The 25,676-nt window shown below is 47.3% G+C and carries 20 protein-coding genes; 13 read left to right on the top strand and 7 right to left on the bottom strand.

The window, feature by feature from the left end; genetic code table 11:
• The gene (locus H6H02_RS05025) at positions 1 to 933 is read right to left on the bottom strand and encodes a YihY/virulence factor BrkB family protein (RefSeq protein WP_190815254.1); all 933 of its coding nucleotides are present in this window, start codon (positions 931 to 933) and stop codon (positions 1 to 3) included.
• A gap of 151 nt (positions 934 to 1,084) precedes the next feature.
• Here H6H02_RS05025 and H6H02_RS05020 point away from each other — a divergent pair, with 151 nt between their 5' ends.
• A complete protein-coding gene (locus H6H02_RS05020; RefSeq protein ID WP_206757263.1) occupies positions 1,085 to 1,666 on the top strand; it encodes a hypothetical protein in 582 nt (193 codons plus the stop codon).
• Between the two features lie 105 nt (positions 1,667 to 1,771).
• On the opposite strand, the gene thrC is transcribed toward H6H02_RS05020, so the two are convergent.
• The 3 genes from thrC to rimO all read right to left on the bottom strand — a co-directional run bounded on the left by thrC (position 1,772) and on the right by rimO (position 5,961).
• Positions 1,772 to 2,926, bottom strand: a complete 1,155-nt coding sequence (gene thrC / locus H6H02_RS05015) for a threonine synthase (protein WP_190815252.1) — start codon at positions 2,924 to 2,926, stop codon at positions 1,772 to 1,774.
• A gap of 147 nt (positions 2,927 to 3,073) precedes the next feature.
• Positions 3,074 to 4,507 (bottom strand): DEAD/DEAH box helicase, encoded by a 1,434-nt coding sequence (locus H6H02_RS05010; protein WP_190815250.1) that lies wholly within the window; start codon positions 4,505 to 4,507, stop codon positions 3,074 to 3,076.
• A gap of 128 nt (positions 4,508 to 4,635) precedes the next feature.
• A complete protein-coding gene (gene rimO / locus H6H02_RS05005) occupies positions 4,636 to 5,961 on the bottom strand; it encodes a 30S ribosomal protein S12 methylthiotransferase RimO (RefSeq protein WP_190815249.1) in 1,326 nt (441 codons plus the stop codon).
• A gap of 333 nt (positions 5,962 to 6,294) precedes the next feature.
• On the opposite strand from rimO, the gene btpA reads away from it, so the two are divergent.
• From btpA to H6H02_RS04985, 4 genes are all read left to right on the top strand, one after another.
• Positions 6,295 to 7,137: a photosystem I biogenesis protein BtpA gene (gene btpA, locus H6H02_RS05000; RefSeq protein ID WP_190815247.1), complete on the top strand. Its 843-nt coding sequence runs from the start codon at positions 6,295 to 6,297 to the stop codon at positions 7,135 to 7,137.
• A gap of 162 nt (positions 7,138 to 7,299) precedes the next feature.
• Complete coding sequence (locus H6H02_RS04995; RefSeq protein WP_190815245.1) at positions 7,300 to 8,238, top strand: vitamin K epoxide reductase family protein; 939 nt, start codon at positions 7,300 to 7,302, stop codon at positions 8,236 to 8,238.
• A gap of 294 nt (positions 8,239 to 8,532) precedes the next feature.
• The gene (locus H6H02_RS04990; RefSeq protein ID WP_190815243.1) at positions 8,533 to 10,689 is read left to right on the top strand and encodes a CHASE2 domain-containing protein; all 2,157 of its coding nucleotides are present in this window, start codon (positions 8,533 to 8,535) and stop codon (positions 10,687 to 10,689) included.
• Between the two features lie 751 nt (positions 10,690 to 11,440).
• Positions 11,441 to 11,779 carry a hypothetical protein gene (locus H6H02_RS04985; protein ID WP_190815241.1) on the top strand — a complete coding sequence of 113 codons (339 nt, stop codon included), beginning with the start codon at positions 11,441 to 11,443 and terminating at the stop codon, positions 11,777 to 11,779.
• 47 nt (positions 11,780 to 11,826) lie between these two features.
• Here H6H02_RS04985 and nadB read toward each other — a convergent pair whose 3' ends face one another.
• Both nadB and psbU read right to left on the bottom strand, forming a co-directional pair.
• On the bottom strand, positions 11,827 to 13,599 hold the full coding sequence (nadB, locus tag H6H02_RS04980; RefSeq protein ID WP_190815239.1) for an L-aspartate oxidase: 1,773 nt from the start codon (positions 13,597 to 13,599) through the stop codon (positions 11,827 to 11,829).
• A gap of 241 nt (positions 13,600 to 13,840) precedes the next feature.
• Entirely contained in the window at positions 13,841 to 14,275 is a 435-nt protein-coding gene (gene psbU / locus H6H02_RS04975; RefSeq protein WP_190815237.1) for a photosystem II complex extrinsic protein PsbU, read from the bottom strand.
• Between the two features lie 242 nt (positions 14,276 to 14,517).
• Between psbU and H6H02_RS04970 the strand changes: the two genes are divergently transcribed.
• The 3 genes from H6H02_RS04970 to H6H02_RS04960 all read left to right on the top strand — a co-directional run bounded on the left by H6H02_RS04970 (position 14,518) and on the right by H6H02_RS04960 (position 16,964).
• A complete protein-coding gene (locus tag H6H02_RS04970; RefSeq protein WP_190815235.1) occupies positions 14,518 to 15,156 on the top strand; it encodes a peroxiredoxin in 639 nt (212 codons plus the stop codon).
• 184 nt (positions 15,157 to 15,340) lie between these two features.
• Positions 15,341 to 15,925, top strand: coding sequence for a Uma2 family endonuclease (locus H6H02_RS04965; RefSeq protein ID WP_190815233.1), 585 nt, complete (start codon positions 15,341 to 15,343; stop codon positions 15,923 to 15,925).
• Positions 15,926 to 15,989: 64 nt separating this feature from the next.
• Entirely contained in the window at positions 15,990 to 16,964 is a 975-nt protein-coding gene (locus H6H02_RS04960; RefSeq protein WP_190815231.1) for a cysteine synthase A, read from the top strand.
• Between the two features lie 55 nt (positions 16,965 to 17,019).
• Here the strand turns inward: H6H02_RS04960 and H6H02_RS04955 are convergent, their stop codons facing one another.
• Entirely contained in the window at positions 17,020 to 17,778 is a 759-nt protein-coding gene (locus H6H02_RS04955) for a 4'-phosphopantetheinyl transferase superfamily protein (protein ID WP_190815229.1), read from the bottom strand.
• A gap of 1,121 nt (positions 17,779 to 18,899) precedes the next feature.
• On the opposite strand from H6H02_RS04955, the gene H6H02_RS04950 reads away from it, so the two are divergent.
• The 5 genes from H6H02_RS04950 to H6H02_RS04930 all read left to right on the top strand — a co-directional run bounded on the left by H6H02_RS04950 (position 18,900) and on the right by H6H02_RS04930 (position 25,652).
• Complete coding sequence (locus H6H02_RS04950) at positions 18,900 to 20,744, top strand: fatty acyl-AMP ligase (protein WP_190815227.1); 1,845 nt, start codon at positions 18,900 to 18,902, stop codon at positions 20,742 to 20,744.
• Positions 20,745 to 20,804: 60 nt separating this feature from the next.
• Complete coding sequence (locus H6H02_RS04945; RefSeq protein ID WP_190815225.1) at positions 20,805 to 22,613, top strand: acyl-CoA dehydrogenase family protein; 1,809 nt, start codon at positions 20,805 to 20,807, stop codon at positions 22,611 to 22,613.
• On the top strand, positions 22,582 to 23,034 hold the full coding sequence (locus H6H02_RS04940) for an acyl carrier protein (protein WP_190815223.1): 453 nt from the start codon (positions 22,582 to 22,584) through the stop codon (positions 23,032 to 23,034). The genes H6H02_RS04945 and H6H02_RS04940 overlap by 32 nt, the downstream gene beginning before the upstream one ends.
• Before the next feature lie 189 nt (positions 23,035 to 23,223).
• Complete coding sequence (locus tag H6H02_RS04935; protein ID WP_190815221.1) at positions 23,224 to 24,687, top strand: MBOAT family protein; 1,464 nt, start codon at positions 23,224 to 23,226, stop codon at positions 24,685 to 24,687.
• A complete protein-coding gene (locus H6H02_RS04930; RefSeq protein ID WP_190815219.1) occupies positions 24,687 to 25,652 on the top strand; it encodes a hypothetical protein in 966 nt (321 codons plus the stop codon). Before H6H02_RS04935 ends, H6H02_RS04930 begins: the two co-directional genes overlap by 1 nt.
• The last annotated feature ends 24 nt before the right edge of the window (positions 25,653 to 25,676 follow it).

The following is a 25,676-nucleotide window of genomic DNA, read 5'->3' as shown; positions in this document are numbered from 1 at the left end:
TTACCCAGCTTTTGATTCTGGTGCAGACTCTGCCTCTAAAGAGGCTAATTTCCCCTTGCTGCGGTGCCGCATAGACTCTCCCACCGTAACGTTTAACTGATCGCCAATCAGCAGTACCAGAGAACTCATATACAGCCATAACATTAAAACAATAACGGCACCCACTGCGCCATAGGCTTTGTTGTAATTACCAAAGTTAGAGACGTAAAGCCGAAACAAAGCTGATATGATAGCCCAGGATACCGCCGCCACTATTGCGCCTGGCATGATGGGAGTTCCGGCAACCCAGCGGCTGGGACCATAACGATAGATGAAGGCAAAAGCTGAGGCGACGATGCCTAATGCCAAAGGCCAGCTCAAAAGCCGCCAAATACTCAACAATTCCAATAGTCCACTTTGGCTGATTAATAGCTTCACAATCAAGTCGCTAATAAACACTAAAAAGGAAGCAATGATCAGTAGCACAATGGTGCCAATCGTCAGAGCAATAGAAATTAACTTGGCTTTCCAAAAAGGTCGTGTTCTTTCTGGCGGAATCTGATGGATTTGATCGAGGGCGGTCATAGCAGCACTCAACGCCCCAGAAGAAGCCCAAATAGCGGCAACAAAGCTGAGGGAAAACAGCCCTTGATTTTGCGATTGACTGATTTCGTGGGCAAAACCTTCTATGAGGAAAAGAGCTTCTTTAGGGGCAATTTCACCTAATTGCTTCGCTAACCCTTCAAAAGTGTCTGTTGAGGATTGAAACAGACCGATTGCAGTCAAGATTGCCAAAATAGCTGGAAACAAAGCTAACATGGCGTTGTATGCCATTTCTGCCGAAAGCCCCGTTAACCGCCGTTGACCTACGCGCTGGAAGGTTTTCTTTAAGGTTGTCCAGCTTAAATGTCGAAAGAAACGGAAAAAACGGATTGAGGCTAAGAACGAGCGCATTATTGTTTAATTCTGTATACAACGTTTTTTATACTGTGCCAAATCAACTACTAAGGTTACAGAGGTTTTGTCAAACTATCCATAGCGTCTATGACAAATCGGCAAATTTTGTTAAAAATTGATCGTTGTAATCGATGAGGAGTGGTTTTTAATGGCCCACGAGGTAGCGCAGTGGTTGGCTGAAATTAAGACGCTGAAACAGCAGGTAGCAGAGTTAGAGCGCGATCGGGATGTTGCTTTGGAAAGTGCGGCAAACTGGCGTCAACTGTATACCACAGAAGCACAACAACGCCGAACTGAGGCAAAGCTAGCTCAACAACAGATTGAAAAGCTCGCTAGCCAACTACGACAACTCCAGAGTTCACCGCAATCCACAGAGGACAATCCGGGTGCTGTGGAGGCGGTTCGTGCCGAAGTAGAACAACTAGAAAATCTGGAGGACTTAAAAGCAAAACTAACCGAGGCGATGGTTGAGCGCGATCGCCTTACCCAGGCTTTAAAATCTGAGCAGACCAACCATGCACAAACCCGCAGAAGTTTAACTACGGCGATTGGGGATACCCTCGATCGGCTCAGCCGAGAGCGTATAACCCGCCAACCAGCAGCAAATTCAGGTCAGTCGGTTCCTCGCGGTCAGTGGGTAGGGGTGACAACTCAAGCTAGCAAAAACAACAAACAAACCCCTCCGTCTTCACAAGAAGAGGAGGGGCATAATCCCCGGCGAAAAGCTTAACAAAAAGCTTTTCAAGACTTAGATTCCCTCCCTTGCCGCCTTGATAAGGGAGGCTTGGAGGGAGCGCACACGCTAAGAATAACCGATGAAACCGAGGCTAACTGCTCAAAATCCCATTGCCTGAGCCACGGTTGCCAAATCTGGCTCAATACCCTGTTTAAATGAATTTTTGCTGTGTTTAATTGCCGTATCGGGGTCTTTTAACCCATTCCCGGTCAGGACGCACACCACGGTAGCACCTGCGGGCACTTGATCTTTTACTTTCAGCAACCCAGCCACGGAAGCCGCACTCGCCGGTTCGCAGAAAATACCTTCTTCAGATGCCAAGAGACGATAGGCTTCTAGAATTTCGGCGTCTGTCACCGCGTTGAACTGACCCATGCTGGCTTGTTGAGTCGCGATCGCGCGTTCCCAGTTAACGGGGTTGCCGATGCGAATCGCCGTTGCCAGAGTTTCTGGATTCGGCACTGCCTGACCTGTAACCAAGGGAGATGCGCCAGACGCTTGAAATCCCATCATTCGGGGCAAGCGATCGCATTTACCTTGCTGATGGTATTCACAAAAACCCATCCAGTAAGCAGTAATATTTCCGGCATTTCCTACGGGGATGCACAGCCAATCGGGAGCATTCCCTAACACTTCTACCACTTCAAAAGCAGCAGTTTTTTGTCCTTCCAAGCGATAGGGATTTACCGAGTTCACCAACGTGATCGGGTAACTTTCTGCCATCTCCCGCACGATTTCTAGCGCCCGGTCAAAATTTCCTTTAATTGCCAAAACTTCCGCCCCATACAGCAACGCCTGGGCTAGCTTGCCTAGCGCCACGTAGCCATCGGGAATCAGTACAAACGCCCGCATACCGCCCCGACGGGCATAAGCAGCAGCAGCCGCTGAAGTATTGCCGGTACTGGCACAAATGACAGCTTTGGCACCCGCTTCCTTTGCCTTAGAAATTGCCATCGTCATCCCCCGGTCTTTGAAGCTACCAGTAGGATTGAGACCATCATACTTCACCAAAACGCGCACCTGTTTTCCCACAATCTGAGCGATCGCAGGAACCGGGATCAGGGGGGTATTGCCTTCAAGCAGTGTCACGACCGGCGTTGTGTCCGTTACTGGCAGATATTGCCGGTATGCCTCAATCAGTCCAGGCCAGGACTGCCGTCCAACAGGGTTGTTTAGGGCAGGGGAATTCGCAGCAGATACAGTTAAAGCCACAGGAGTCAGAGAGGGGAAAGGGATTGTCGGAGTGGGTTCCATCCAGAGTCGGTTTTATAGAAACTGACCCTTGAACTAAACCCACCCTTTTCAAACAGACGGAGAGGGGAGAAGGGGAGAAGTTCACCCCTGTCACTTATTGTCTCTCCTTAAACAGAAGCTAAGAGAAATTTTCCTTACCTAAGCTACTTAATTGCGAATTTCTTCGGGCTTCTGCCTTCTGACTTCTGTGTTCTCGGTTTTCGCTTCTGGTTTGGGACGCTTGATCAGCTTCGGCTTGCTAGACATTCCTCGGTCGTCCATTTGTGCCTCTTGTTCGCTGGACATCCAAGAGGGACGAGTTTGGTCGTACACCATTTGCAGTGCTGCTGCTGCGATCGCGTGGGCGTCGTATTCTTCGCTCAGTTGTGCCACAACGGGCAAGAACGAAGCCATGCGCTCCCCACTCAATACTTCGCGTACTTGAGCTTGCAGTTTTTCCAGACGTCGCCCTTCAATTTCCGCCCGTGTGGGGATTTGGACAATTTTCAAGGTTTGTCGAACTTTGCGCTCAATTAGCACCAACTTTCGGCGATCCATTGGGTGAATCAGGGAAATGGCTGTTCCTGCGTTACCAGCGCGACCCGTGCGACCGATCCGGTGGATGTAGCTTTCCACGCTATCTGGCAGATCGTAGTTGATCACATGGCTCAGGTGGTCAACGTCTAAACCCCGCGCCGCAATATCGGTAGCAACTACCCAGCGTACTTGGTGTTGGCGGAACCGCATCAGCAGCCGTTCCCGGGCTTGTTGATTGAGGTCGCCGTGGTACTCGTCTACACTGTGACCGGCAGCTTGCAGTTGGTTGGTCAGTTCAGCGGCTGTCTTGCGTGTCCGCACGAAGATTAAGGCAGATTCGGGATCTTCCAGTTCTAGGATGGGCAGCAAGGCGCGAGATTTTGACCAGCCACGGGGCACCATGTACACCGCTTGGTTAATCCGGGAGGGAGCGGCTTTGGGCTGCTCCACGGAGACGTTCATCGGCGATCGCAAGAACTTTGCAATCAATTTTTGAATCGTCGGCGGCATTGTCGCCGAGAAAAATGCCGTCTGACGTTCGGCAGGAACTTGCTTGAGGATGGTTTCCACATCGTCAATAAAGCCCATGCTCAACATTTCGTCGGCTTCGTCCAGCACCAGCCAGTTGACCTGCTCAAGCTTGAGATCCCCTCGATTGAGCAAATCAATCACCCGTCCTGGGGTTCCAACGACAATCTGAACGCCTTGTCTGAGGCGCTGGATTTGGCGGTCAATGGCTTGACCGCCATACACTGTCAGCACGCCCAACCGGCGATCGCTGCTAAAGCTACGGATTGCCAGAGCCACTTGCTGAGCTAGTTCCCGCGTAGGTGTCAAAATCAGGGATTGGACTGCGGGATTTTTGACATCGATCCGTTCCAAAATCGGCAGCGAAAAAGCCGCTGTTTTGCCGGTTCCGGTTTGGGATTGTCCCACTACATCCCGACCAGCCAACAGATGAGGAATGGCTTGGGATTGAATTTGTGTGGGTGCAGTAAAGCCTAGTTTTTCTAGTTGCTGAATGCGAGCTTCTGAAAGGCCTAGGCTTGTGAACGAAAGGGTCATAATTTCTTGTTAGTTGTTAGTGTTCGCGAATTGTAAATGGCGAAGTATGAAGTTTTTAAGTATGAAGTATGAAGTATGAAATAATACTTGCCTTGGTTCTTCAGCCTTCATTCTTGAGTTGTTATTCTTCATGCTTCGGGCTTGGCGACATGACCATAGAGGTCGTAGATGTCAGTGCTTGTGATTTCCACTGATGCTATAGAACCCAATGGAACGTCGCCTTGGACGTAGACTAATCCGTCTACCTCCGGAGAAAATCGGGCAGAGCGACCGATTAATTCCCCCGTCTCTGGATGTTCTTGCTCAATCAAGACATCAACAATCTTGCCGACACAAGCTTGATTTTTTCTCAATGAAATTGGCTGCTGAACCTCCATCAGGGCATCCCTACGGATATCCATGACTTCTTGGGGCAGTTGATTGGGCAAGGTGAAGGCAGGGGTACCTTCTTCTGGGGAAAAAGTAAACACACCTACATGGTCAAATTCATGGCGTTGGACGAACTGTAGCAAGTGTGCAAAATGCTCTTCCGTTTCGCCAGGGAATCCGACAATGAACGTGGTTCTTAACACAGCATCAGGCAGGTCTGCCTTAATCCGCTCAATAATTTGATCGTTGACCTGTCCCTGCCAAGGTCGGTTCATGGCGCGGAGAATTTCCGGATGGGAGTGCTGTAACGGCAAATCCAAGTAAGGCAATACGTTAGGAGTCTCCTGAATTGCTTCGATCACGGCTGGGGTTAAGCCAGTGGGATAGGCATAGTGCATCCGAATCCACGGAATATTTACCTTTCCCAATTCCCTTAGAAGTTCCGCTAGTTTCGGCTTCCCGTAAATATCCAGACCGTAGTTGGTGGTGATCTGGGAGATGAGAATTAACTCTTGGACTCCTTCGGAGGCTAGCTGGTGGGCTTCGGCGACGATGGATTCAATGGAGCGCGATCGCTGATTTCCCCGGAGATGAGGAATAATGCAGAACGCACAGCGGTAATCACATCCTTCCGCTACCCGCAGGTACGCGACACCTTCCGATGTCGTGCGGTAGCGAGGCGTTGTTTCATCGGCTATGTAGGTCGGCAGCTCTGAAACTTGCGTGACCCGTTCACCGCCTTCCACTCGTTGAACCACATCGACGATTTGGTGATAATCGCCGGTGCCCACCACGGCAACCGCTTCTGGTAATTCATCCAGCAGCTGCTCCTGGAAGTGCTGCGCCATGCAGCCTGTGATTACAATCTTTTTATTCGCTTCCGCCAGTTCTACTAAGGTGCGGACAGATTCTGCCCTTGCCGCCTCAATAAAACTACATGTATTAACTATAACATATTCTGCTAATTCTTCATTACTGTCTACCTGGTACCCAGCTTGTACCAATAGACCCAACATATGTTCGGTATCAATACGGTTTTTTTCGCAGCCCAAGTGAGAAATTGCAATTGTTGGCTTATTGCCCATGCGGTTTAAATACAGCTAAAGAAAATCTGGGGAAAGCTGAAGCCAAAATATTATACCCTATTCTAGGCACAGCAGTTTACTACCCAGTTGGACGTTGGTTGTCAAACTGGGGGGATTGAGTATGGAGATGGAGGTGAGTCGTTGAAGAATCTATCTTCCACTCACCAACCAGAATCGGGAACTGGATAGTGGTATCTTCCCCTGTCTCCATTCTAGATAAAATTCTAGAATGGCATCATCCGAGATGCGATTCATTTCACTGCTATTTTTGCCGCTTGAAGGAGAATAACCAACAGGTGTTGCAAGAATGCGCCGGTGTTTTCAGGTAGACAAGTGGACTTAAATCAAATCTTCAAGACACCGAATCCCATCATTGGCGTGGTTCATCTTCTGCCGCTGCCGACATCTCCCCGCTGGGGAGGTAGCTTGAAAGCGGTAATCGATCGAGCTGAACAGGAAGCAACAGCGCTGTCAGCGGGCGGTGTGAACGGCCTTATTGTGGAAAATTTCTTCGATGCCCCTTTTACCAAAAACCAGGTAGATCCAGCGGTCGTTAGTGCGATGACACTCATTGTCCAGCGGCTGATGAATTTGGTGACGTTACCTGTGGGCATTAATGTATTACGCAATGATGCTCATAGCGCGATCGCAATTGCATCCTGCGTCCACGCTCAGTTTATCCGCGTTAACGTCCTCACTGGCGTCATGGCAACTGACCAAGGGCTGATTGAGGGAGAGGCGAATCAATTGCTCCGTTACCGTCGAGAATTGGGCAGCAATGTAAAAATTTTGGCAGATGTCTTAGTCAAGCACGGTCGCCCCTTAGGTACCCCAAATCTAACCACAGCAGTGCAAGAGACGATTGAGCGGGGTTTGGCAGATGGCGTCATTTTAAGTGGCTGGGCGACGGGTAGCCCTCCGACTCAAGAAGACTTGGAACTAGCCACCGCCGCTGCCAATGGGACGCCCGTATTTATCGGCAGTGGTGCCAACTGGGAAAATATTTCTACGCTGATGCAAGCCGCAGATGGCGTGATTGTTTCCAGCTCTCTAAAGCGCCACGGGCGGATCGAGCAGCCCATCGATCCGATTCGGGTCAGCCAATTTGTGGAGGCAACCCGACGCAGCTTTGCAGGCAAAGCGGAACCCAAGCCAGTGTCCTCGGTCACTTATTAGTTGTTAGTTGTAGTTGTTAGTTGTTAGTTTTTAGTTGTTGGTTTTTTAATTAACTCCAGAAAACTAACATCTCAAAATTCTTGACTAAGCCCTCTCGCCTGCTAAAGTTTCACTCCTCAGTTTTCAATTCACTCTTCTCAGTCCTCCTACCTCAGTTTTGACATGAGCCGCCGACGTTCTACTCCTTGGATTCATCGCTGGTCCCGTCTACTGATTGCGGCGATCGCTATTTTAGGTGCCTTAGTGACAGGCTATCTAACCGTAGTCAAGCTAACCGGAGGCTCTGCTGCCTGTCCCACCAGCGGGTGCGATCAAGTCCTCTCCAGCCCCTACGCCAGTATCTTTGGTTTTCCCTTAACTTTGTTTGGCTTACTGGCTTATCTCAGCATGGTCGCTTTTGCCCTCGCTCCAATGGCAGTCAACCCAGTTGAAAATAAAGACCTGCATTCTCAACTAGACCACTGGACATGGCTGTTATTGTTTGCCGGTGGCACCGCCATGACGGTCTTCAGCGGCTACTTGATGTATTTGCTGGCATTTGAAATCAAAGCTGCTTGTCTCTACTGTCTTGCCTCCGCTTTCTTCTCCCTTAGCTTGTTAGTATTGACCTTGATCGGTCGCGCTTGGGAAGACTGGGGACAACTATTTTTTACCGGCATCATCGTAGGAATGGTAGCCCTGGTTAGTACTCTGGGCGTCTATGCCACTGTGAAGTCACCCGTCGCTTCAGGGGATGGCTCCGCCGGATCGCAAACATTTCCCATTACCACCGTCTCTAGCTCCGCAGAAGTTGCTTTAGCGAAACATCTTGAAGCGGTAGGAGCAAAGATGTACGGGGCTTTCTGGTGTTCTCACTGCCACGATCAAAAACAATTGTTCGGGAAAGAGGCATTCAGCCAAATCAATTATATTGAGTGTGCCGATCCCAAAGCACCACAGCAGCAGGCAGAAATCTGCCAAAAAGCAGGGATTCAAAGCTACCCTAGCTGGGAAGTCAACGGTAAATTGGTCGAGCCTGGTGTGAAATCTTTAGAAAAGCTGGCTGATTTATCGAGCTACACAGGTCCGCGCAACTTTCAGAACTCCTTGCCAGGGCTTTAAATTTGGCTGACCTAGGAAATAGGGATGTCACCCGAACTGGAAAAGATATTTGCCGTAGAAGTATTTGGCATTTTCGACATTTGCTAAAATGAAGCCCGAATACTTTAACGGCAAAATCTTGGCATGGTGAGGGATCTTTTCACGAGCTAGTTATGTTGCACTATCCTGAGCCTGAAAAAGTCTCCTAATTGAAAAGAGTTAAAGTTTTTTCCGAGCCATCCACACCTATTTAGGGAAGTTGTATCACGAGGGTGTACACAGCAAAATTGTTTGCATAATCCTGCAACCAGGTCGATGCTAAAAAAAAGTATATGGGCAAGATTGAAGCAACGGCTTCAACAAGATCGCCGGATCCCGATCGCTTCGTCGGCTGTTGCCAGCTGCATCATTATCTTGCGGATGGCTGGGCTGTTTCAGCCCTGGGAGTTGGCAGCCTTAGACCAGTTGTTTCGTTTGCGTCCTCCAGAACCCATAGACCAGCGCCTGGTAATTGTCGAAATTAATGAAAAAGACTTAAAGCAGGTAGGACAATGGCCCATTCCTGACGGCGTCATGGCAACTCTGTTGCAAAAATTAAATGCCTTTGAGCCACGGGCGATTGGTTTAGATATTTATCGCGATCTCCCTGTCCCACCCGGTCATGAAGAATTCATCAAAGCTGGTCAAACTATCCCTAACTTAATCGGGATTGAACTACTGAAACCTGAAAAAAGCTTGGGCGTCGCACCATCCCCAGTATTAAACCTTCTCAAGCAAGTTGGTTTTAATAATGTACTCATTGATGCTGATGGGAAAGTGCGCCGTAGCTTTTTATATGCACACGTAAATAACAAGCTATATACAAGTTTTGCGCTCCAGTTGGCGTTAATTTATTTGAAGGAAAAAGGAATTACTCCTCGTCCGTCGCGGGTAAACCCCGATTATCTACAACTAGGAAAGGGCGTCTTTCCAACCTTCAGGTCAAATGATGGGGCTTATGTGAAGGCGAATGCTACAGGTTATCAAATATTAGCCAACTTTAAGCAGCCCAATAGCTTTCAGATTGTTTCAATGGTAGATATTCTGGCAAACCGCGTACAACCCAGCCTTCTGCGCGATCGCATTGTTTTGATTGGTTCAACCGCACTTAGCCTCCAGGATTTTTTCTACACCCCTTACAGCAGCAGGCTCAACCAAAGCGCACAAAGGATTTCAGGTGTTGAACTCCAAGCCAATTTTACCAGTGCGATCCTGAGCGCCGCCCTAGACGGACGCCCCTTGATCAATACTTGGCCCGATCTAGCGGAATCCTTATGGATTCTGGTTTGGTCGTGGATAGGTGCTTGTATTAGCTGGCAATCGCGTCTCTCCAGGAAGTCTGGTCTAAGTATTCTATTGGCTGGGGCTGGGTTGCTGGGTATTTCTTACCTCGCCTTTCTCTTCGGTTGGTGGATACCACTGATCCCTCCACTTCTGGGGCTTGGGGGATCTGCGATCGCAATTGTGACTCATCTAGCTTATTTGGAGGAGGAGTTAAAGCGATCTAAAGAGTTTTTGCAGAAGGTAATTAATACTATCCCCGACCCAATTTTTGTTAAAGATAAAGAACATCGTTGGATTATTTTAAACCAGGCATATTGTAAGTTTATTGGCTATCCTTTAGAAACCTTACTTAAAAAGTCTCCTTATGATTTTTTTCCTAAACATGAGGCTGAGGTTTTTTGGCAGCACAATGAGCAAGTATTTCAAGGGGGTGAAGAGCAAGAAAATGAAGAAGAATTTACGGATATCTTGGGCACGACTTACTTAATTGCTACCAAGCGATCGCTCCACAAAGATGCTGCTGGTAATATCTTTTTAGTTGGCGTCATCCGAGACATCACTGAACGCAAGCGGATAGAAGAAGAACTGAAGCAAACGGCGGCAGAGTTAATCCGTTCTAACGCTGAATTAAAGCTTTCAGAGGATCAGATGCGGCATCTGGCTTATCACGATCCGCTAACTGGTCTACCTAACCGCAAACAATTCTATGAACGCATGATTCAATCTCTAGAATGGAGTAGTAGTAATAACCAGGTGTTTGCTCTTTTGTTTCTTGACCTGGATGGCTTTAAGCAGGTTAATGATACGCTCGGACATGACATGGGCGACCTATTGTTGCGAATGGTTGCTCAACGGCTCACGGGTTGCTTGCGGGGCAGCGATACCGTATCACGTTTGGGTGGTGACGAATTTACAGTAATTTTACCTGCCATTAGTAGAGTGCAAGATGCTGCCAGAGTCGCAGAAAAGACTTTATCAACTCTATCTCAGGCGTTCATCCTCAACGGACAGACTATCTTTTTAACTGTCAGTATTGGTATTAGTATTTACCCTCTCAATGGAAATACTGTGGATACCTTAATTAAAAATGCTGACTCTGCTATGTATCGTGCTAAAGAGCAAGGTCGGAATCGATTTGAGTTCTTTTGATACTGTTTTTTGCTGAGCTATACTTTAATTGCTGTTGTTAATAAAAAGTGTAATGATTCCTTAGTCCTTAACTTAATTCCTATTAACCGAAGATGAATCAATAAGGATGCTTAAAACCCTTTAAAAAGAAAATTCAATAATACATTAATGATCATTAATTATACGATAAATAAGATTAAATTATTCATGGAGATTGGCAAGGCTACGATAAGTGATTTTTTTCTAACAGGACTTACGCACTGAAAGCTTGAAACCTAGATGCTCCTAACCCCTTAAGAAGAGCATACGGAAAAGCCCCACTTTTTTCTAGCGTTAGTGATCGCATAGCAACGCGGATGCGCTCTCTTCGCGGGGATGTAAAGGGGCTCTCTGCGAAAGTGCTATATAAAGCCAGATATCTTAGGACTATTATGTCTTGACAGCGAACTTTAAATTTTTAGCAATTAATACCAAAGCAAGAGGCTCAATGATTTTTGAGCCAAAGATTTCGTTGTCGAGATGACCAAGATACGAAATATTAAGTTTATGAGAATCTTCCGGATTTATTGCTAGGCCTATCGTTGAAAATACTGAACACTAAACCTAAAAATAAACGTTTAGTGGACCACTACACAGAAGCGCCTGCTATTTTCAGAAAATTGCTGAAACAACTGCCAAACCCTTGCTTCCCTTACCTTCTGCAAATTAAAACTTTACAAAATCTTTGTGAAAGCTCAAGATTTCATTAAGAAAATGCAAAGAAAAAGATTTAATGAAGGTACTGGCTACCGAGGTTTTCAGTGGATATACTGATAATACTGGCACTCCCAAAAGTGGCACTCCCAAAAGTCTAGGAACTGTAACGGGTGTTATGAGTAATTACTTTCGACTCGCAGGAATAGCAACTTTACTGATTGGGTTGCAACTGTTCAGCCCCCAGGTGGTGTCTGCCAAAATCAACCCCAATCTTGCCAACAACAGCCCGTCAGATAGCTTTTGGAGTGCTGAGAAGACCCAAAATTCACTAAAGTCTGGTAGGGCAACGAAAGCATTTGAACCGAAAGATAACGGTCCCCCTCCTAATGATGGAGCAGGTGCAGGAACGCGCTGAATTAGGTAAAAGTCAGGAGAAAGAAGTTTGTTCTTTCTGGGAACTGCCTAGTTTTGTAGTGGTGGAGATTTCCACCAATGCTGGTGTTGAACTAAGGTGTGAACTTGCCAGTGTTGCGAGGTTTGAGGGAAGTCAGTTCGGTAGTGTCCCCCTCGGCTTTCTGTGCGAAAAGCAGCACTTTTGAGAATTAGATACGCTACATCTAGTAAGTTGTGAGTTTCTCCCCAAGTTCGCAGTTGCTGGTCGGCATCGGGTAAATCGAGACTAGCACTCTGACCAGGAATTAAATTCATCAGATACTGACTCAGAGATAAAGCAGCAAATTCTTTTTGCCAGACTTCGATTTGAGCGATCGCATTCTCTAAAACCTCTTGCGATCGACAAATTCCAGCACTTTGCCATACTAAGCGCGGTAACTCTTGCCGTAAAGCTTCAATTTTGTCTCCTTCACTAGGATGACAGATGAAGGATGAGGGCTGAGAGCGAGTTAAAGGGGAAATATCTCCCATTCTCTCAGTGTCCGATTTTTCCTTTGTTTTTTCATCCTTCAGCTTTCCTGCTTTATACTTTCGAGTCTTTCCTTCTTCTTTTTGGCTGTTTTCTAAATGAGCTAGCTGGGCACCAAACACCAAACATTCCAGCAGCGAATTACTGGCAAGACGATTGGCACCGTGAACGCCAGTACTGGCTGTTTCCCCAATTGCATATAAACCGGGAATCGAGGTGCGATTCATCAGATCGCTGGCGACGCCTCCCATCCAGTAATGAGCCGCTGGCGCAACTGGAACGGGTTCGTGAAACAGATCAATTCCCCACCGCTGACACACCTGGATAATATTAGGGAAACGGTGGCGAATCTTTTCTTCTGGAATCGGGCGGAAATCCAAGAAAACATGACCTGTGGCAGGATCGGCGGCGATTTTCTGTAAGTGACTGAAAATCGCTCGACTGACGACATCTCTCGGTGCAAGTTCACCGGCTGGATGGTAATCAAAGGCAAATCGTCGCCCTTGAGAATCGACCAGATGAGCGCCTTCCCCCCGGACTGCTTCGCTAATCAAAAAACGAGGCGCACCCGGCTTGGTGAGGGCTGTAGGGTGAAATTGGACAAATTCTAAGTCTCGCAGGATAGCCCCAGCACGCCACGCGATCGCTACCCCATCTCCCGTACTTACCGATGGATTTGTCGTTTGAGCAAATACTTGACCTCCGCCGCCTGTCGCCAGCACCACCGCACCCGCTCTTACCCAGCTAATATGATTTTGGTAAACCAGGCAAATTCCCTGACACTCACCAGTTTCAGGATTCAGCCACAGACTTAGCGCAAATGCTTTGGAGATCACTTGGATATTCTGGCGGCGCAGCACTTGTTCAGTTAAAGTACTCACCATTGCTCGACCCGTTGTATCGGCAGCATGAAGCACGCGGGGACGAGAATGAGCCGCCTCTAAGGTCAAAGCGAGATGCGTTCCTTTGCGGTCAAAGGCGACGCCCATATCCACTAGCGAATCAATGCACGAGGCTGCCTCCTCTACAAGAAACTGTACGGCTTTTTGGTCACACAAACCCGCGCCTGCCCGCATTGTGTCCTCAACGTGCAGCGAAGATGAGTCTGCCGGGTCAATGGCTGCTGCGATGCCGCCTTGTGCCCAGTCGCTGGCAGAAAGGGGCAGAGAATCCTTTGTAATTAAACCAACTTGATATGAGTCTGGCAGACAAAGCGCCGCATAAAGTCCTGCTGCACCAGCGCCTACTACCAAGACATCAAACTGGATGGGTATTTCCTGCTGAGATAAAGATTCTGAGCTTATAGAGTTCAACGATACGTTCCTTAATACTTTTACTCATAATAAATAACCCACTCCATTGAGGAGTGGGTGATGAAAATCGAGTCGTGAGGGGCGAATGTTCTTTTTGTGACCTAGATTCCGAGTTTGAGATGAGTTTATTTAGCTCACCCGACTTACGGAATCTTTTCCTGGATAGTCACGACTCAGCACGATTAGCAAATCGCTAAGTTTATGCTTACAGGGCTATAGCACTTAGCACCTTATCAGCACTTTAGTAGTAGCCGTTGTTATAGCGATCGCCACCTTCCACGAAGCTTGATTCTATTTCCGTCACTGTGAAATTATCCAGATTAGCTTGGAGCCGTTCTTTTTGGCTCTCACTCAGCCCTGGAATTTGCAGGACATCTTCTACCTTCTTGTAAGGTGCATGATCGACAACTTTGCTAGCCAGAGTGGGGTACAGCCCTGGATATTGCCGAAACGCTCTCACGTTGGTATTGTTCAAGTCAATCTTTTTCCCAAACTCAGTGGCTAGCTTATCGTCCGCCCGGTTCCGGAGGGGTGCCTCGACTGCTGCCAACACTGATGAAGAGTGCAGTGCTACACCCATCAAATCGGCTGCAATAGCGCTTTTAGGCAGTCCCATCCATCCGAAGCAGCTCACTAACATAGCCAAAACTGTCAGCAGACGAACCAATCGTTTCATAAACTTAAATCCTCCTGACACAGCATGATTGAGGGTACCATGTCCTCAACTATTAGTTTAATTTTTGTTTTCTATCCTCTCATCTTATTACCTCTCGGCACCCACTCCACTTCGACTCTGGAACAATTGGGAATTAGGTATTTTGCCCAAATCTTAATAAAGAGCTAAACTCCGACCGGGAAACTGGGGTTTTGTGGCAAGATAGAAGATCGTTCCTCAAGGTAGTTCACAGGAAATTCGATATGGTTCTTAGATTAGGCGACCAAGTACCTGACTTCACTCAAGATTCGACAGACGGCACCATCAACTTTTATGAGTGGGCTGGCGATAGCTGGGTAGTGCTATTTTCTCACCCCGCCGACTTCACGCCCGTTTGCACCACAGAACTTGGCGAAGTCGCCCGCCTCAAGCCAGAATTTGACAAGCGCAACGTGAAGGCGATCGCTCTCAGCGTCGATGATGTTGACTCCCACAAAGGCTGGGTAGGGGATATCGAAGAAACTCAGAGTGTTGGTCTTAACTACCCAATTCTGGCAGATCCGGATAAGAAAGTCTCTGACCTTTACGACATGATCCACCCCAACGCCGCCAACACCGTAACGGTAAGATCGGTCTTCGTCATCGATCCGCAGAAGAAACTGCGTCTCACCTTCACCTACCCCCCCAGCACCGGACGTAACTTCGATGAATTGCTGCGGGTAATCGATTCGCTGCAACTAACGGATCACTACAGCGTGGCCACTCCAGTTAACTGGAAAGAGGGAGACGATTGTGTAATCGTTCCTTCCCTGAAAGATCCGGAAGTGTTAAAAGAGAAATTCCCTAAAGGCTACACGGAAATCAAGCCTTACCTGCGGATGACTCCCCAACCGGACAAATAGTTTTGGGTGGATCAGTGGGGGTAAGTGGGCGATCGCTTACTAGATTGCTGACTAGATAATTAACAATAGCCTGATGGATCTAATAGCTAATCGTCCGTCGGGCTATTTTCATTGGTTTGAGTGAGCCAACAGTAAAATTTTGGAGTAGGCTTTGCCCACTCTAGCTAAATCGAGGAAGTCCAGAATGTTTTCTTCTCCTCTAGTTTTGAGAATTCCGCCATCAATGCCAATGACAGACGAGCAGTTTTTTGAGTTCTGTCAGATTAACCATGACTTACGCATTGAACGGAATAAAACTGGAGAAATATCAATTATGCCCCCGACTGGTTCAGAGACAGGAAACCGGGAAGGTAACATATTCGGGCAGCTATGGTTATGGTCAGAACAAGACGGTACCGGGATAACTTTTTCTTCCAGCACAGGATTTACTTTATCAACGGGTGCAGAAAGGTCGCCTGATGCTTCATGGATAAAACTGGAACGATGGAATGCTTTATCCCCAGAACAACAGCAAAAATTTGCCCCCATTTGCCCGGATTTTGTGATTGAACTGAGGTCAGCTTCGGACAACTTAAAGCCTTTGCAAGAAAAAATGCTCGAATACATGAGCGAGGCAGGATTCCAGCTAGGTTGGCTGATTGACCGGAAAAACCGCCAAGTTTATATCTATCGTCCCGATCGAGAAGTGCAATGTCTAGATAATCCCGACAGAGTGAGTGGTGATCGCGTTTTACCTGGATTTTTCCTCAACATGGCTAAAGTTTGGTAAAAGTCGAGTCGGACTACCGGGATACGCCAAAATTTTTATAGGGAAGAACTTAGGTAATTTCAGAATGGATATCAAAAAGGGTTTTGTAGAGACAGTTGGCAACACGCCGCTCATCCGCTTAAACAACTTCAGCGATGAAACAGGTTGCGAAATTCTGGGAAAAGCAGAATTTCTCAATCCAGGCGGTTCTGTGAAAGACCGAGCAGCACTTTATATGATTGAAGACGCCGAAAAAAAAGGTTTGCTCAAACCTGGCGGTACAGTCGTTGAGGGAACCGCTGGTAACACTGGCATCGGTTTAGCTCATATTTGCAACGCTAAGGGCTACAAATGCCTGATTATCATCCCCGATACCCAGTCTCAGGAAAAGATGGATGCTTTGAGGACACTTGGCGCAGAAGTCCGTCCGGTTCCAGCCGTACCTTACAGCAACCCCAACAATTATGTGAGGCTCTCCGGCAAAATTGCGTCTGAGATGGAAAACGCAATTTGGGCGAATCAATTTGATAATTTAGCGAATCGACAAGCTCACTACGAAACTACCGGAAAAGAAATCTGGGAACAAACGGATGGGAAGGTTGATGCTTGGGTTACAGCCACGGGGACTGGCGGCACTTTAGCGGGTGTAGCGATGTACCTGAAAGAAAAAAATCCTGCGGTTAAAACCGTCTTAGCAGACCCGATGGGCAGCGCCCTCTACAGTTATATCAAGACAGGTGAAACGAAGAGTGAGGGCAACTCAATCACAGAAGGGATTGGCAATAGCCGCGTCACCGCCAACATGGAAGGCGTACCCATAGACGATGCTATCCAAATTGATGACACCGAAGCTGTACGGGTTGTCTACAGGCTGCTGAGAGAGGAAGGACTGTTTATGGGTGGCTCCACAGGAATCAATGTAGGAGCAGCCGTAGAACTCGCCAAGCAGATGGGGCCAGGTCATACGATTGTGACTATCCTCTGCGATAGCGGCGCTCGTTATCAGTCGCGGCTGTTTAATCAAGAATGGTTAGCATCAAAGGGACTTTCACCAGATTAGAAAGCGAAGCAGGGGGAGGCGGTGAGAATTTTCACCGACTACCTACCCTCAGTATTTAGCCGTTTTTATCCACCCATTGCCAGCAGCGGGTGCAAGTGCCACTTCCTTCCACAGCCAGAGCGGCTATGTAGTCGAGTTCCGGTGTCAGTTCTTGGAGTGACCAGCGATCGCATTGAAAGCGATCGCCTTCAATGCTCAGCAGCATCGCTGGTTCCTCTGGAGCCAGCGTTACTTCAATTTGATCTAGAGGTCGAGCTAGCCCTTCTCCAATTGCTTTTAGATAAGCTTCTTTGCGAGTCCAAGCGTTTAAAAATGCCTGCTGCTTCTGATTTGCAGGCAAAGCACGCAAAACGGCATTTTCTCGCGCCGAAAAGAACCGTTTAGCGATCGCTTCAACTTCAGTAACAGAACGAATGTATTCAACATCGACACCGATCTGGCGATCGCGTGTTATTGCATACAGGCAGATATCCTGAGAGTGAGATAAATTAAACCGAAGGTTACTTTCTGCGTGCGTTCCAGCCAATGCTGGTTTGCCACGGGAGCCATAGCAAAATTGCACCTCGACTGGATTGATTTCTAAGTAGCAACCCAGAATTGTCCTGAGCAGACCCCGCCCAATGATGAAACGCTTCCTGTCCCGCTCGAAGTGGAAACGCTCAGCTCTTATTTGCTCATCTTCAGAAAGGATTTGTTGCAGATGCTGAACGTGAAATGCCGATTGGTCGAGGGAAGCACGCCAGACATGGACATCATTGCTCGATAGCACTAAGTCGGTTGGTGGAGGACGCCACACACAATCAATATCACTCATCAATCCGATCTATCATCAATCTGAGCCTGTCGTTATCTCCCATAGGGAACCAATCCCTCAAAGAGAATTTTAGGGCGATCGCATTCCCAGTCACAAAACCGCAGATTAACCGAAAGTCAAGGGTTCTGTAAGCTGCTCGCAGCCGGTTTCGTTTTTGTGCTTGCTGTCGCTGTGCTGTTTCAACCGCTAAGAGCAAGAGGTGAGGTTGTCCAACTCCAATCCTGGACCATTTTGAGTCCGGAGAATTACTGAAGGAAAGCTCCTGCCTCAGTGTGCCATTATCATTGAATCTATACGAAACTGACAAAAACTCTTAAGCCTTTTCACGGGTTCGACTCATATAGTTCGCTTCACTTGCTTTGTGTTGGTAGATTTATTGAGAAGTCACCTATCCCTTCCCCTTTGGCTTTTTCAGTATATTTGTTCCGCTCTGTGTAAATAAATATACATTTAGAACATTCTTTTATATATCTTGACAGTTATATAAAAGAATTTATATATTTTCTGATTGCCAATCAAAAGCGTAGTCAAAAAAATTATCTGAATCTAGATTTTAGAAGGTTACTTCAGTCTAGGCTTCAGAAGTCCTTGCCAGTAAAGGGGATTGTCACTTTTGTCATCTTCCGTGCTGTCATGCATGGCAGCGAAGTTAAACCCCTTTGCTGGTAGTTCCGTCTTCGACAAACCAGCTGGTGCAGTAAAGATTTTATGGTTTGTAATTTAGATGACAGATTAATCTGGTTTAACAATGAAATAACTTTACAGAATCTTCATCGATTTTTCGGGTGTTATCTCAAGAAAAGCAATGTAGGATAAGTTATTTGACGTATTTAGTCTAGGGATTCAAATATATTTTTTTGGTGAAGATTCGTAGAATTACTAGGCTTAAAGATAGACATCAGACCAAAATTGGAAAACTACCTAAAGTTAGATTGATATTTTCACTGCATTTTCGCTGCAAGACCTTTATCTGTATCTTCCAGGGTTTTTCAAGTTAGACGCTTTTTTAAAATCTGAGCAAAAACAATAAAGAAAATGAATCGTAGTTGTTAGCCTAGTTATTCAAGTTTCTGGTGCCACGACCACTTCCAAATAAAACTAGCAGGTTTCCATTAGTACTTATGAACACCCTTACACCTGGCGATATTAATTCTTCTACAACTCAAAATTTTTCTACCCTAGTTGAACTGCTGCGGTGGAGGGCACTCCAGCAGCCGGAAAAGGTAGCCTATACTTTTCTGATTGATGGCAAGAAAGAAGGTTCCCAGCTCACTTATGCTCAGCTCGATCGTCAAGCGAGAGCGATCGCTGCCTTGCTACAACAGCATAATGCAAGGGGAGAGCGGGCACTACTGCTTTATCCACAAGGCCTAGAGGTTATTGCCGCTTTTTGCGGTTGTTTATACGCTGGAACGATTGCTATTCCCGTACCCCCACCGGAAGCGGGGCGACTGAAGCGAACTTTGCCTAGACTGCAAGCGATCGCGAAAGATGCCCAAGCCTCATTGGTGCTAACTACCTCTGGAATTCTTTCCCTAGTTGAAGAGTACGACGAGAAGATTCCAGAATTTCAGGCAATGCGCTGGATTGACACCGAGCAGGTAGACCTGTCTCTGGCTGAGACCTGGAAAGATCCCGCTGCAACCAGCGATATGCTGGCGTATCTCCAGTACACCTCAGGCTCTACCTCCACTCCCAAAGGTGTAATGCTCAGCCACGGCAACGTGATGTTTCACTCAGCGAACCTCCAAAAAGCCTGTGGCTACACTCCAGACAGCGTAACTGTGGCGTGGATGCCTTACTTCCACGATTACGGACTGGTCGAAGGACTCCTCCAACCCCTCTACAACGGCATCCCCTGCTACGTGATGTCACCCTTCGCCTTTATCAAACGTCCGTTCCATTGGCTCCAGGCAATTTCGCGATACAAAGTGACCCATAGCCAAGGTCCTAACTTTGCCTACGATCAATGCGTGCGGAGGGTTACACCAGAACAACGCGCCACCCTAGACTTGAGTAGTTGGCGTGCAGCAGGCAATGCCGCCGAGCCAATTAACCCCCAAGTCATGGAAAGTTTTTACGAAACTTTTGCACCATCTGGGTTTCAGTGGAATGCCTTTTGTCCTGCCTACGGATTGGCTGAGGCAACTTTATTAGTATCCTTCTCTGCACAAACCGCAACGCCCGTTTTGTGCAATCTCGATCCGGCAGCATTAGAGAAAAATCGCGTTGTTCCAGCCTCCAAAAATCAAGATATTGTGCGGACAGTTGTCGGATGCGGAACTAAAGTTTGCGACACCAAGATAGCGATCGTGCATCCTGAGAAATTCACCCGATGTGCTGCTGATGAAGTCGGAGAGATTTGGGTATCCGATCCTAGCGTGGCTCACGGCTACTGGCAGCGACCCGAAGAATCGGAACGCACCTTCCGGGCACGCATCGCAGATACAGATGAAGAACCATTTCTACGTACCGGCGATTTGGGATTTTTAAAAGATGGCGAGCTGTTTATCACGGGGCGCATCAAAGATTTAATTATCATCCGAGGCACCAATCACTATCCTCAAGATATTGAATGGACGGTGCAAGAAAGTCATGCAGCGCTTCGACCCGAACATGGTGCAGCGTTTTCAGTGATGGTGAACGGCGAGGAGCGACTGGTAATTGTCCAGGAAGTCGAGCGCCATACCCAGAATCTAGACAACAATGAGGTGATCGGAGCCATCCGTCAGGTGGTATCGGAACAGCACGAGCTACAGGTTTATGCTGTGGTATTGGTGAAGCCTGGGAGTATCCTAAAAACTTCTAGCGGCAAGATTCAGCGTCAAGGTTGCCGAGCCGCTTTCTTGGCAGGAAGTCTGGATGTCGTCGCGGATTGGAGCGAAAATCCTCAAGCTACGGCAAAGTTTCAAAGTCTCCAGGGAGAAGTAGAATCCCTGTTACAGAAAGTGCAAACTCCTAAATAGCGATTGGGAATTGCTAATTGCGATTACCGATTACCGATTACCGATTACACGGAGAATTCAATGCATCAACTAAAACAGTACTGGGTCGCTGAAGCGCTCGAAAAGGATTTAGGCGATCCAACACAGCCGGAAAGCGTGATGTCCTTCAAAAGCGTCATGGAGTTAGATGAGCGCGAAGAATTTCCAGAAAAAGACGTTGAATGGCTTTATAACTGGAATCTTCATCACTACCACATCCCCGTGGAATATGGTGGAGAGCTGAAATCTTATGAGGAATTCGTCGCTTTTGTTAGAGTTTTATCCAGACGTGACCTCACGACATCGATAACTTTTAGTACGCTTTTCTGGTCTGGTTTAGTTTGGATGGCAGGCACCCACGAACAGAAACAAAAGCTGGCAAAGTTTATTAAAGATAAGCATGGTGCCATGTGTCTTGCTTATTCAGAAAGGGCACACGGCAGCGACCTGGTTGGCAGCGATGTCCAGGCAACTAAGGTTCCTGGTGGTTATCTCCTGAATGGGGAAAAATGGCCAATTAACCGAGCGACCATTTCTGGAATCTCGGTTGTGCTTGCCAAAACAGATGATAGTGGCGGGGCACGTAGCTTGTCTCTGTTTGTTGTTGATAAAAGTGAAATCGATCCAGCGGGTTATTCCAATCTTCCTAAGATAAAGACTTTGGGAATTCGCGGTTCTGACATGAGCGGAATCCGTTTTGATAATTGCTTTGTGCCTGAAGAAATGCGTCTGGGGCAAGAAGGCGCGGGTTTAGAATTGGGGCTGAAAGGCTTTCACCTAACCCGGACGTTGTGTGCAGCTTTTTCTTTAGGCTCTGCGGATACAGCACTTAGAACGGTGCTGAAATTTGCTCTAGGCCGGAAACTGTATGGCAAAACAGTTTTCGATATTCCCCACCCTCGGACTACTTTAGTAGAGGCTTTTTTAGATATTTTGGTCTGCGATTGTGTCACAATTGCGGGGGCAAGAAGTTTTCATGTCGCGCCGGAGCAATCTAGCGTTTCATCTATCTTCGTGAAATATTTTGTGCCGACGGCTGTGGAAAAGGTTGTTCAAAACCTTTCCGTAATTCTAGGGGCACGCTTTTATTTGCGCGAAGGTCACGATGAAGGGATTTTCCAAAAGGTTGTTCGAGATAATGCCATTATTAGCGTGTTTGATGGCAGTACGGTTGTCAACTTGCACGCGCTGATTTTACAGCTTCGTCAGATGGCGAAATACCGGGCGAAAAGAAATGCTGCCACTTATGAAAAATTGCGATCGCGTCTAGAATCCAGATTTTCTCTAGAAGCACCGCTGCCGCCCTGCGAACGGGCGAAATTTGAGCTGTTCAGTCGGGGATGCGATGACGTTTTACAAGGTCTAGAAATCTCTCTAGAACACTTGTATGGTTTAAAGACGGATGCTAGTGTCGATGCTGAAGTGTTGCAGAAGCTGATAACACTGACAAGCACTGTTCTCGAAGAACTCGACGCCCAGGATGAATTCTTGGCAAGCTCAGGCTTTGAATACGGGCACGATCAGTCTCCAGAGTCATTTGAACTAGCCAAAAAGTACTGCACATTGCATGCAGCAGCAGCTTGTGTACATATGTGGGTTTACAACCGAAAAATCTTAGGTGGCTTTTTTGCTAAAGGTGAATGGTTGGCAATTTGTCTTAACAGACTGCTGATGACTTTTCGTCCTTCATCAGGTATCATTCCTAGCATTTACATCGAAAATGTTGCCCAAGAGCTTCTCAAGCTTGACAGAGAAAACAAGATGTTTTCGATTGTCCCCCTCCAACTAGCCCAAGCCCAATCACCAGAGGAGAAAACCCATGCAGCTTCAGAACTCCAGCTCCAAGCCTAGTGAAGATTTAAGCAAAAACCATTTACAAGACGACAATATGATTGTTGAAAACTCCCCGGCTGAAGCGATTCAAACTTGGCTAGTTACCAAGCTTTCTAAGCAACTTTCACTCAATGCAAAAACCATTGATGTTCGCGAACCTTTGACGCGCTACGGTCTAGATTCCATCGATGCTGTCACCTTGGTTGGCGATTTAGAAGATTGGCTAGGATGCGAGCTTCCTTCTACTCTGCTGTGGGATTATCCGACTATTGAAAAATCTGCTGAATACTTGGTTAAAGAGTTTGATGTCTCAGCGGCAGTTTCTCCAGTTGCGTCTAGCAATGTCAAGGATGCTGGTAGCGACAAAACTGAAAAAGTAGAGGCATCTTCCAAGTCTTCTGGTTGGGGCGGTCTGTGGAACCGGATTAGCGGCAGCTAGAGAAAGATAAATGGGTTGGTAATTGGGAATCGGTAACTGGTTAAAAATTTTGTCCGTTATTGTGGAAACTGTAAATCTTCAACTTTGGACAATAAACGATTACCCATTCCTGATAACTAATTACCAATCGCTAAAAACTCGATAAGATACTAACTTTTAAACCCTAAAGAATAGGGAGGAAACAGTCAATTGAATTTCTCTGATTTCTCCTTCTGGTGGGTACTTCTTTTAATCAGCGTTCCCCTCTTCACGGTTCGCTATATCGGCAAGTACCTGAACATTTGGCGAGATTACTTTGATAGCATTGGGTTGATGGTGCTGTCGCTGATGCTGTTTGTAAATGCGTCGCGATCCAGCTTTATTATCTTCGCCTTTGAGATTATCTTGAACTACTTGATGGTGCGGCTGATGTTGCGCCGTCGAGGTTGGGAGTCGCAAGCGATCGCAGCCGTGGTAATCGGGATCGACGTCGCCATCCTTGCCTACTTCAAATACGTGAACTTCTTTGTGGAAGATGTTCTGGGACTATTTGTAGGGGGGGTTGCTGAGAGTTGGCAGCAGAGAGGCGGCATTCCCGGCGCAGGTGCAATTCCTCCAGGCATTTCGTTCTACACCTTCCAGATGGTTGCTTTTGTCGTGGATTCATTCAAAAGCAAAAAGAAGCAGCCAATTGGAGTTGTTGATTACATCAACTTTGTTTCCTTCTTCCCGCAAGTCGTCGCTGGTCCGATTGAGCGTCGAGCTGATCTGTTTCCTCAAATTGAATCATTCCGCTTTAAGTTCTCCGCAGAAAACTTTGAGGATGGTCTCAAGTGGCTGTCTTTGGGCTTGTTTATGAAGTTGGTACTGGCAGATAACTTGTCGCCGTACATCAACTTGCAAGAAACAGGAAATGTCTGGCTGGTGTGGTTATCTATCTACTTGTTCACTCTGAGGATTTACTTTGATTTTGCTGGATATAGTTTCATCGCACTAGGTTTAGCTAAATTTGTAGGCGTTCAGCTAACACTCAACTTCATCGCCCCTTACACTTCACCCAGCATCCAAGAATTTTGGCGTCGCTGGCACGTGACGCTGAGTACCTGGTTTAGAGACTACGTTTTCCTCCCCCTAATGGGCGCAAAGAAGCAGTGGGCTGCCTTCTATCTGTTCGTCACGTTTACGCTCTCAGGCTTTTGGCACGGAGCCGCTTGGAATTTCATCATTTGGGGTGCCTATCATGGCTTGTTACTGCTAGTTTTGCGATATGCGGGTCGCCCTTTTTACCGATTCGTTGGCGAACGCCTATTCATGCCTCAGTTCTTATCGTGGGCGCTAACATTTGGTTCGGTGATGCTTGGCTGTCTGTTCTTCATGGAGTCAGATATGACTCGACTGGGACAGAAGCTGCAAACACTGGTGACGCCTTGGGCGTACTCGTTCTCCAATTTGGGGGAAGCAATGAGTTCCTTTAGCCAGAATGAGGGAGCTGTCTTAGTTTTGATCCTCTTTCTCACAACGGTGGAATTGTTCCTGGAACACCTGGCTGTTTGGCAGAAACGGACGAATGAATATGATTTGCTGTTATCTCCTTGGGTAACTCGCGTTCTGTTGGGTTTGACCATCTTGCTAGCTGCAAATACCCCCTCTAAATTTATTTACTTCGAGTTCTAATGTGGAAACCTCTAAAGCTTGCGAGTTGGATAGCGGTTGCTGGCTTAGCCTGGTCTGTTGGGTACCTTTATAACGTTCGCTACGGCGGAGAACTGAGCTGGCTGCGTGCTATGTACGAACGCAAGGTGGCGCTGGCAAGCCAAATTGAAGCACCCCACCGCCTGCTGATAACGGGTGGTTCTGGAGCGCACTATACGTTGAATACCAAGCTAATGGAGCAAGAACTCGGCATTCCCGTATTCAACATGGGGTTAGATGGCCCAATTGGTCTAGATGTCATCCTTCCGAGCGTATTGAGCCAAGTTCGCCGGGGCGACATTGTACTTCTGATTCCAGAGTACCTACTGCTGTTGGATGAGGATGGGTTGGGCGATCGCTCTGGTTCATTTGGGATGGCAATTGGACAGCCCGGTTTAGGAGGTATCCCTCCCAAGCAGTTGGCTCTAGACGCAATGATGCTAGGGGTTCCCACTCTAAGAGGAATTACTAAGTCAAGCTTGGAGGTGATGGAAAATGGAAAAATGACCGGCTACTACTCCGATCCGGTTGACGAACGTGGCGACCCCACAGTGACGAAAGAACGCGCTGGGAAGTGGTGGCAGATGACATTTCAAGAACCCGTATCCAAACACGCGCTTCAGCGGATCGCTAAATTCCGCAAAGAAGTCGAGGCAAAGGGAGCGACTTTAGTGCTGTCATTGCCGTGGGTATATGCGAACAGCAGCGACGAGAAGACGATTCGTAACGTTAAAAAGACGGCTGAGGAACTGAGCAAAATCGCTCCTTTGCTCTACGAAAAAGACTCGTTGAACTTGAAAGATGACTCTAGCTTGTTTGCCGATACCCACTATCACTTGAAGCCGGAAGCCAGAACCATCCGGGCAATGGAGCTGGTTCAACAGCTAAAACCAGCGATCGCTTCGCAACTGACAACACCCAACTCCCCAACTAAAGTGCCGCAATAGTGAATCGCTTTAGCCATTTGCGTT

The organism is Coleofasciculus sp. FACHB-1120 (assembly GCF_014698845.1).
Taxonomy (GTDB): Bacteria; Cyanobacteriota; Cyanobacteriia; order Cyanobacteriales; family FACHB-T130; genus FACHB-T130.
Note: the sequence above shows the minus strand (reverse complement) of the source record. Positions and strands in the feature narration are given on the sequence as shown.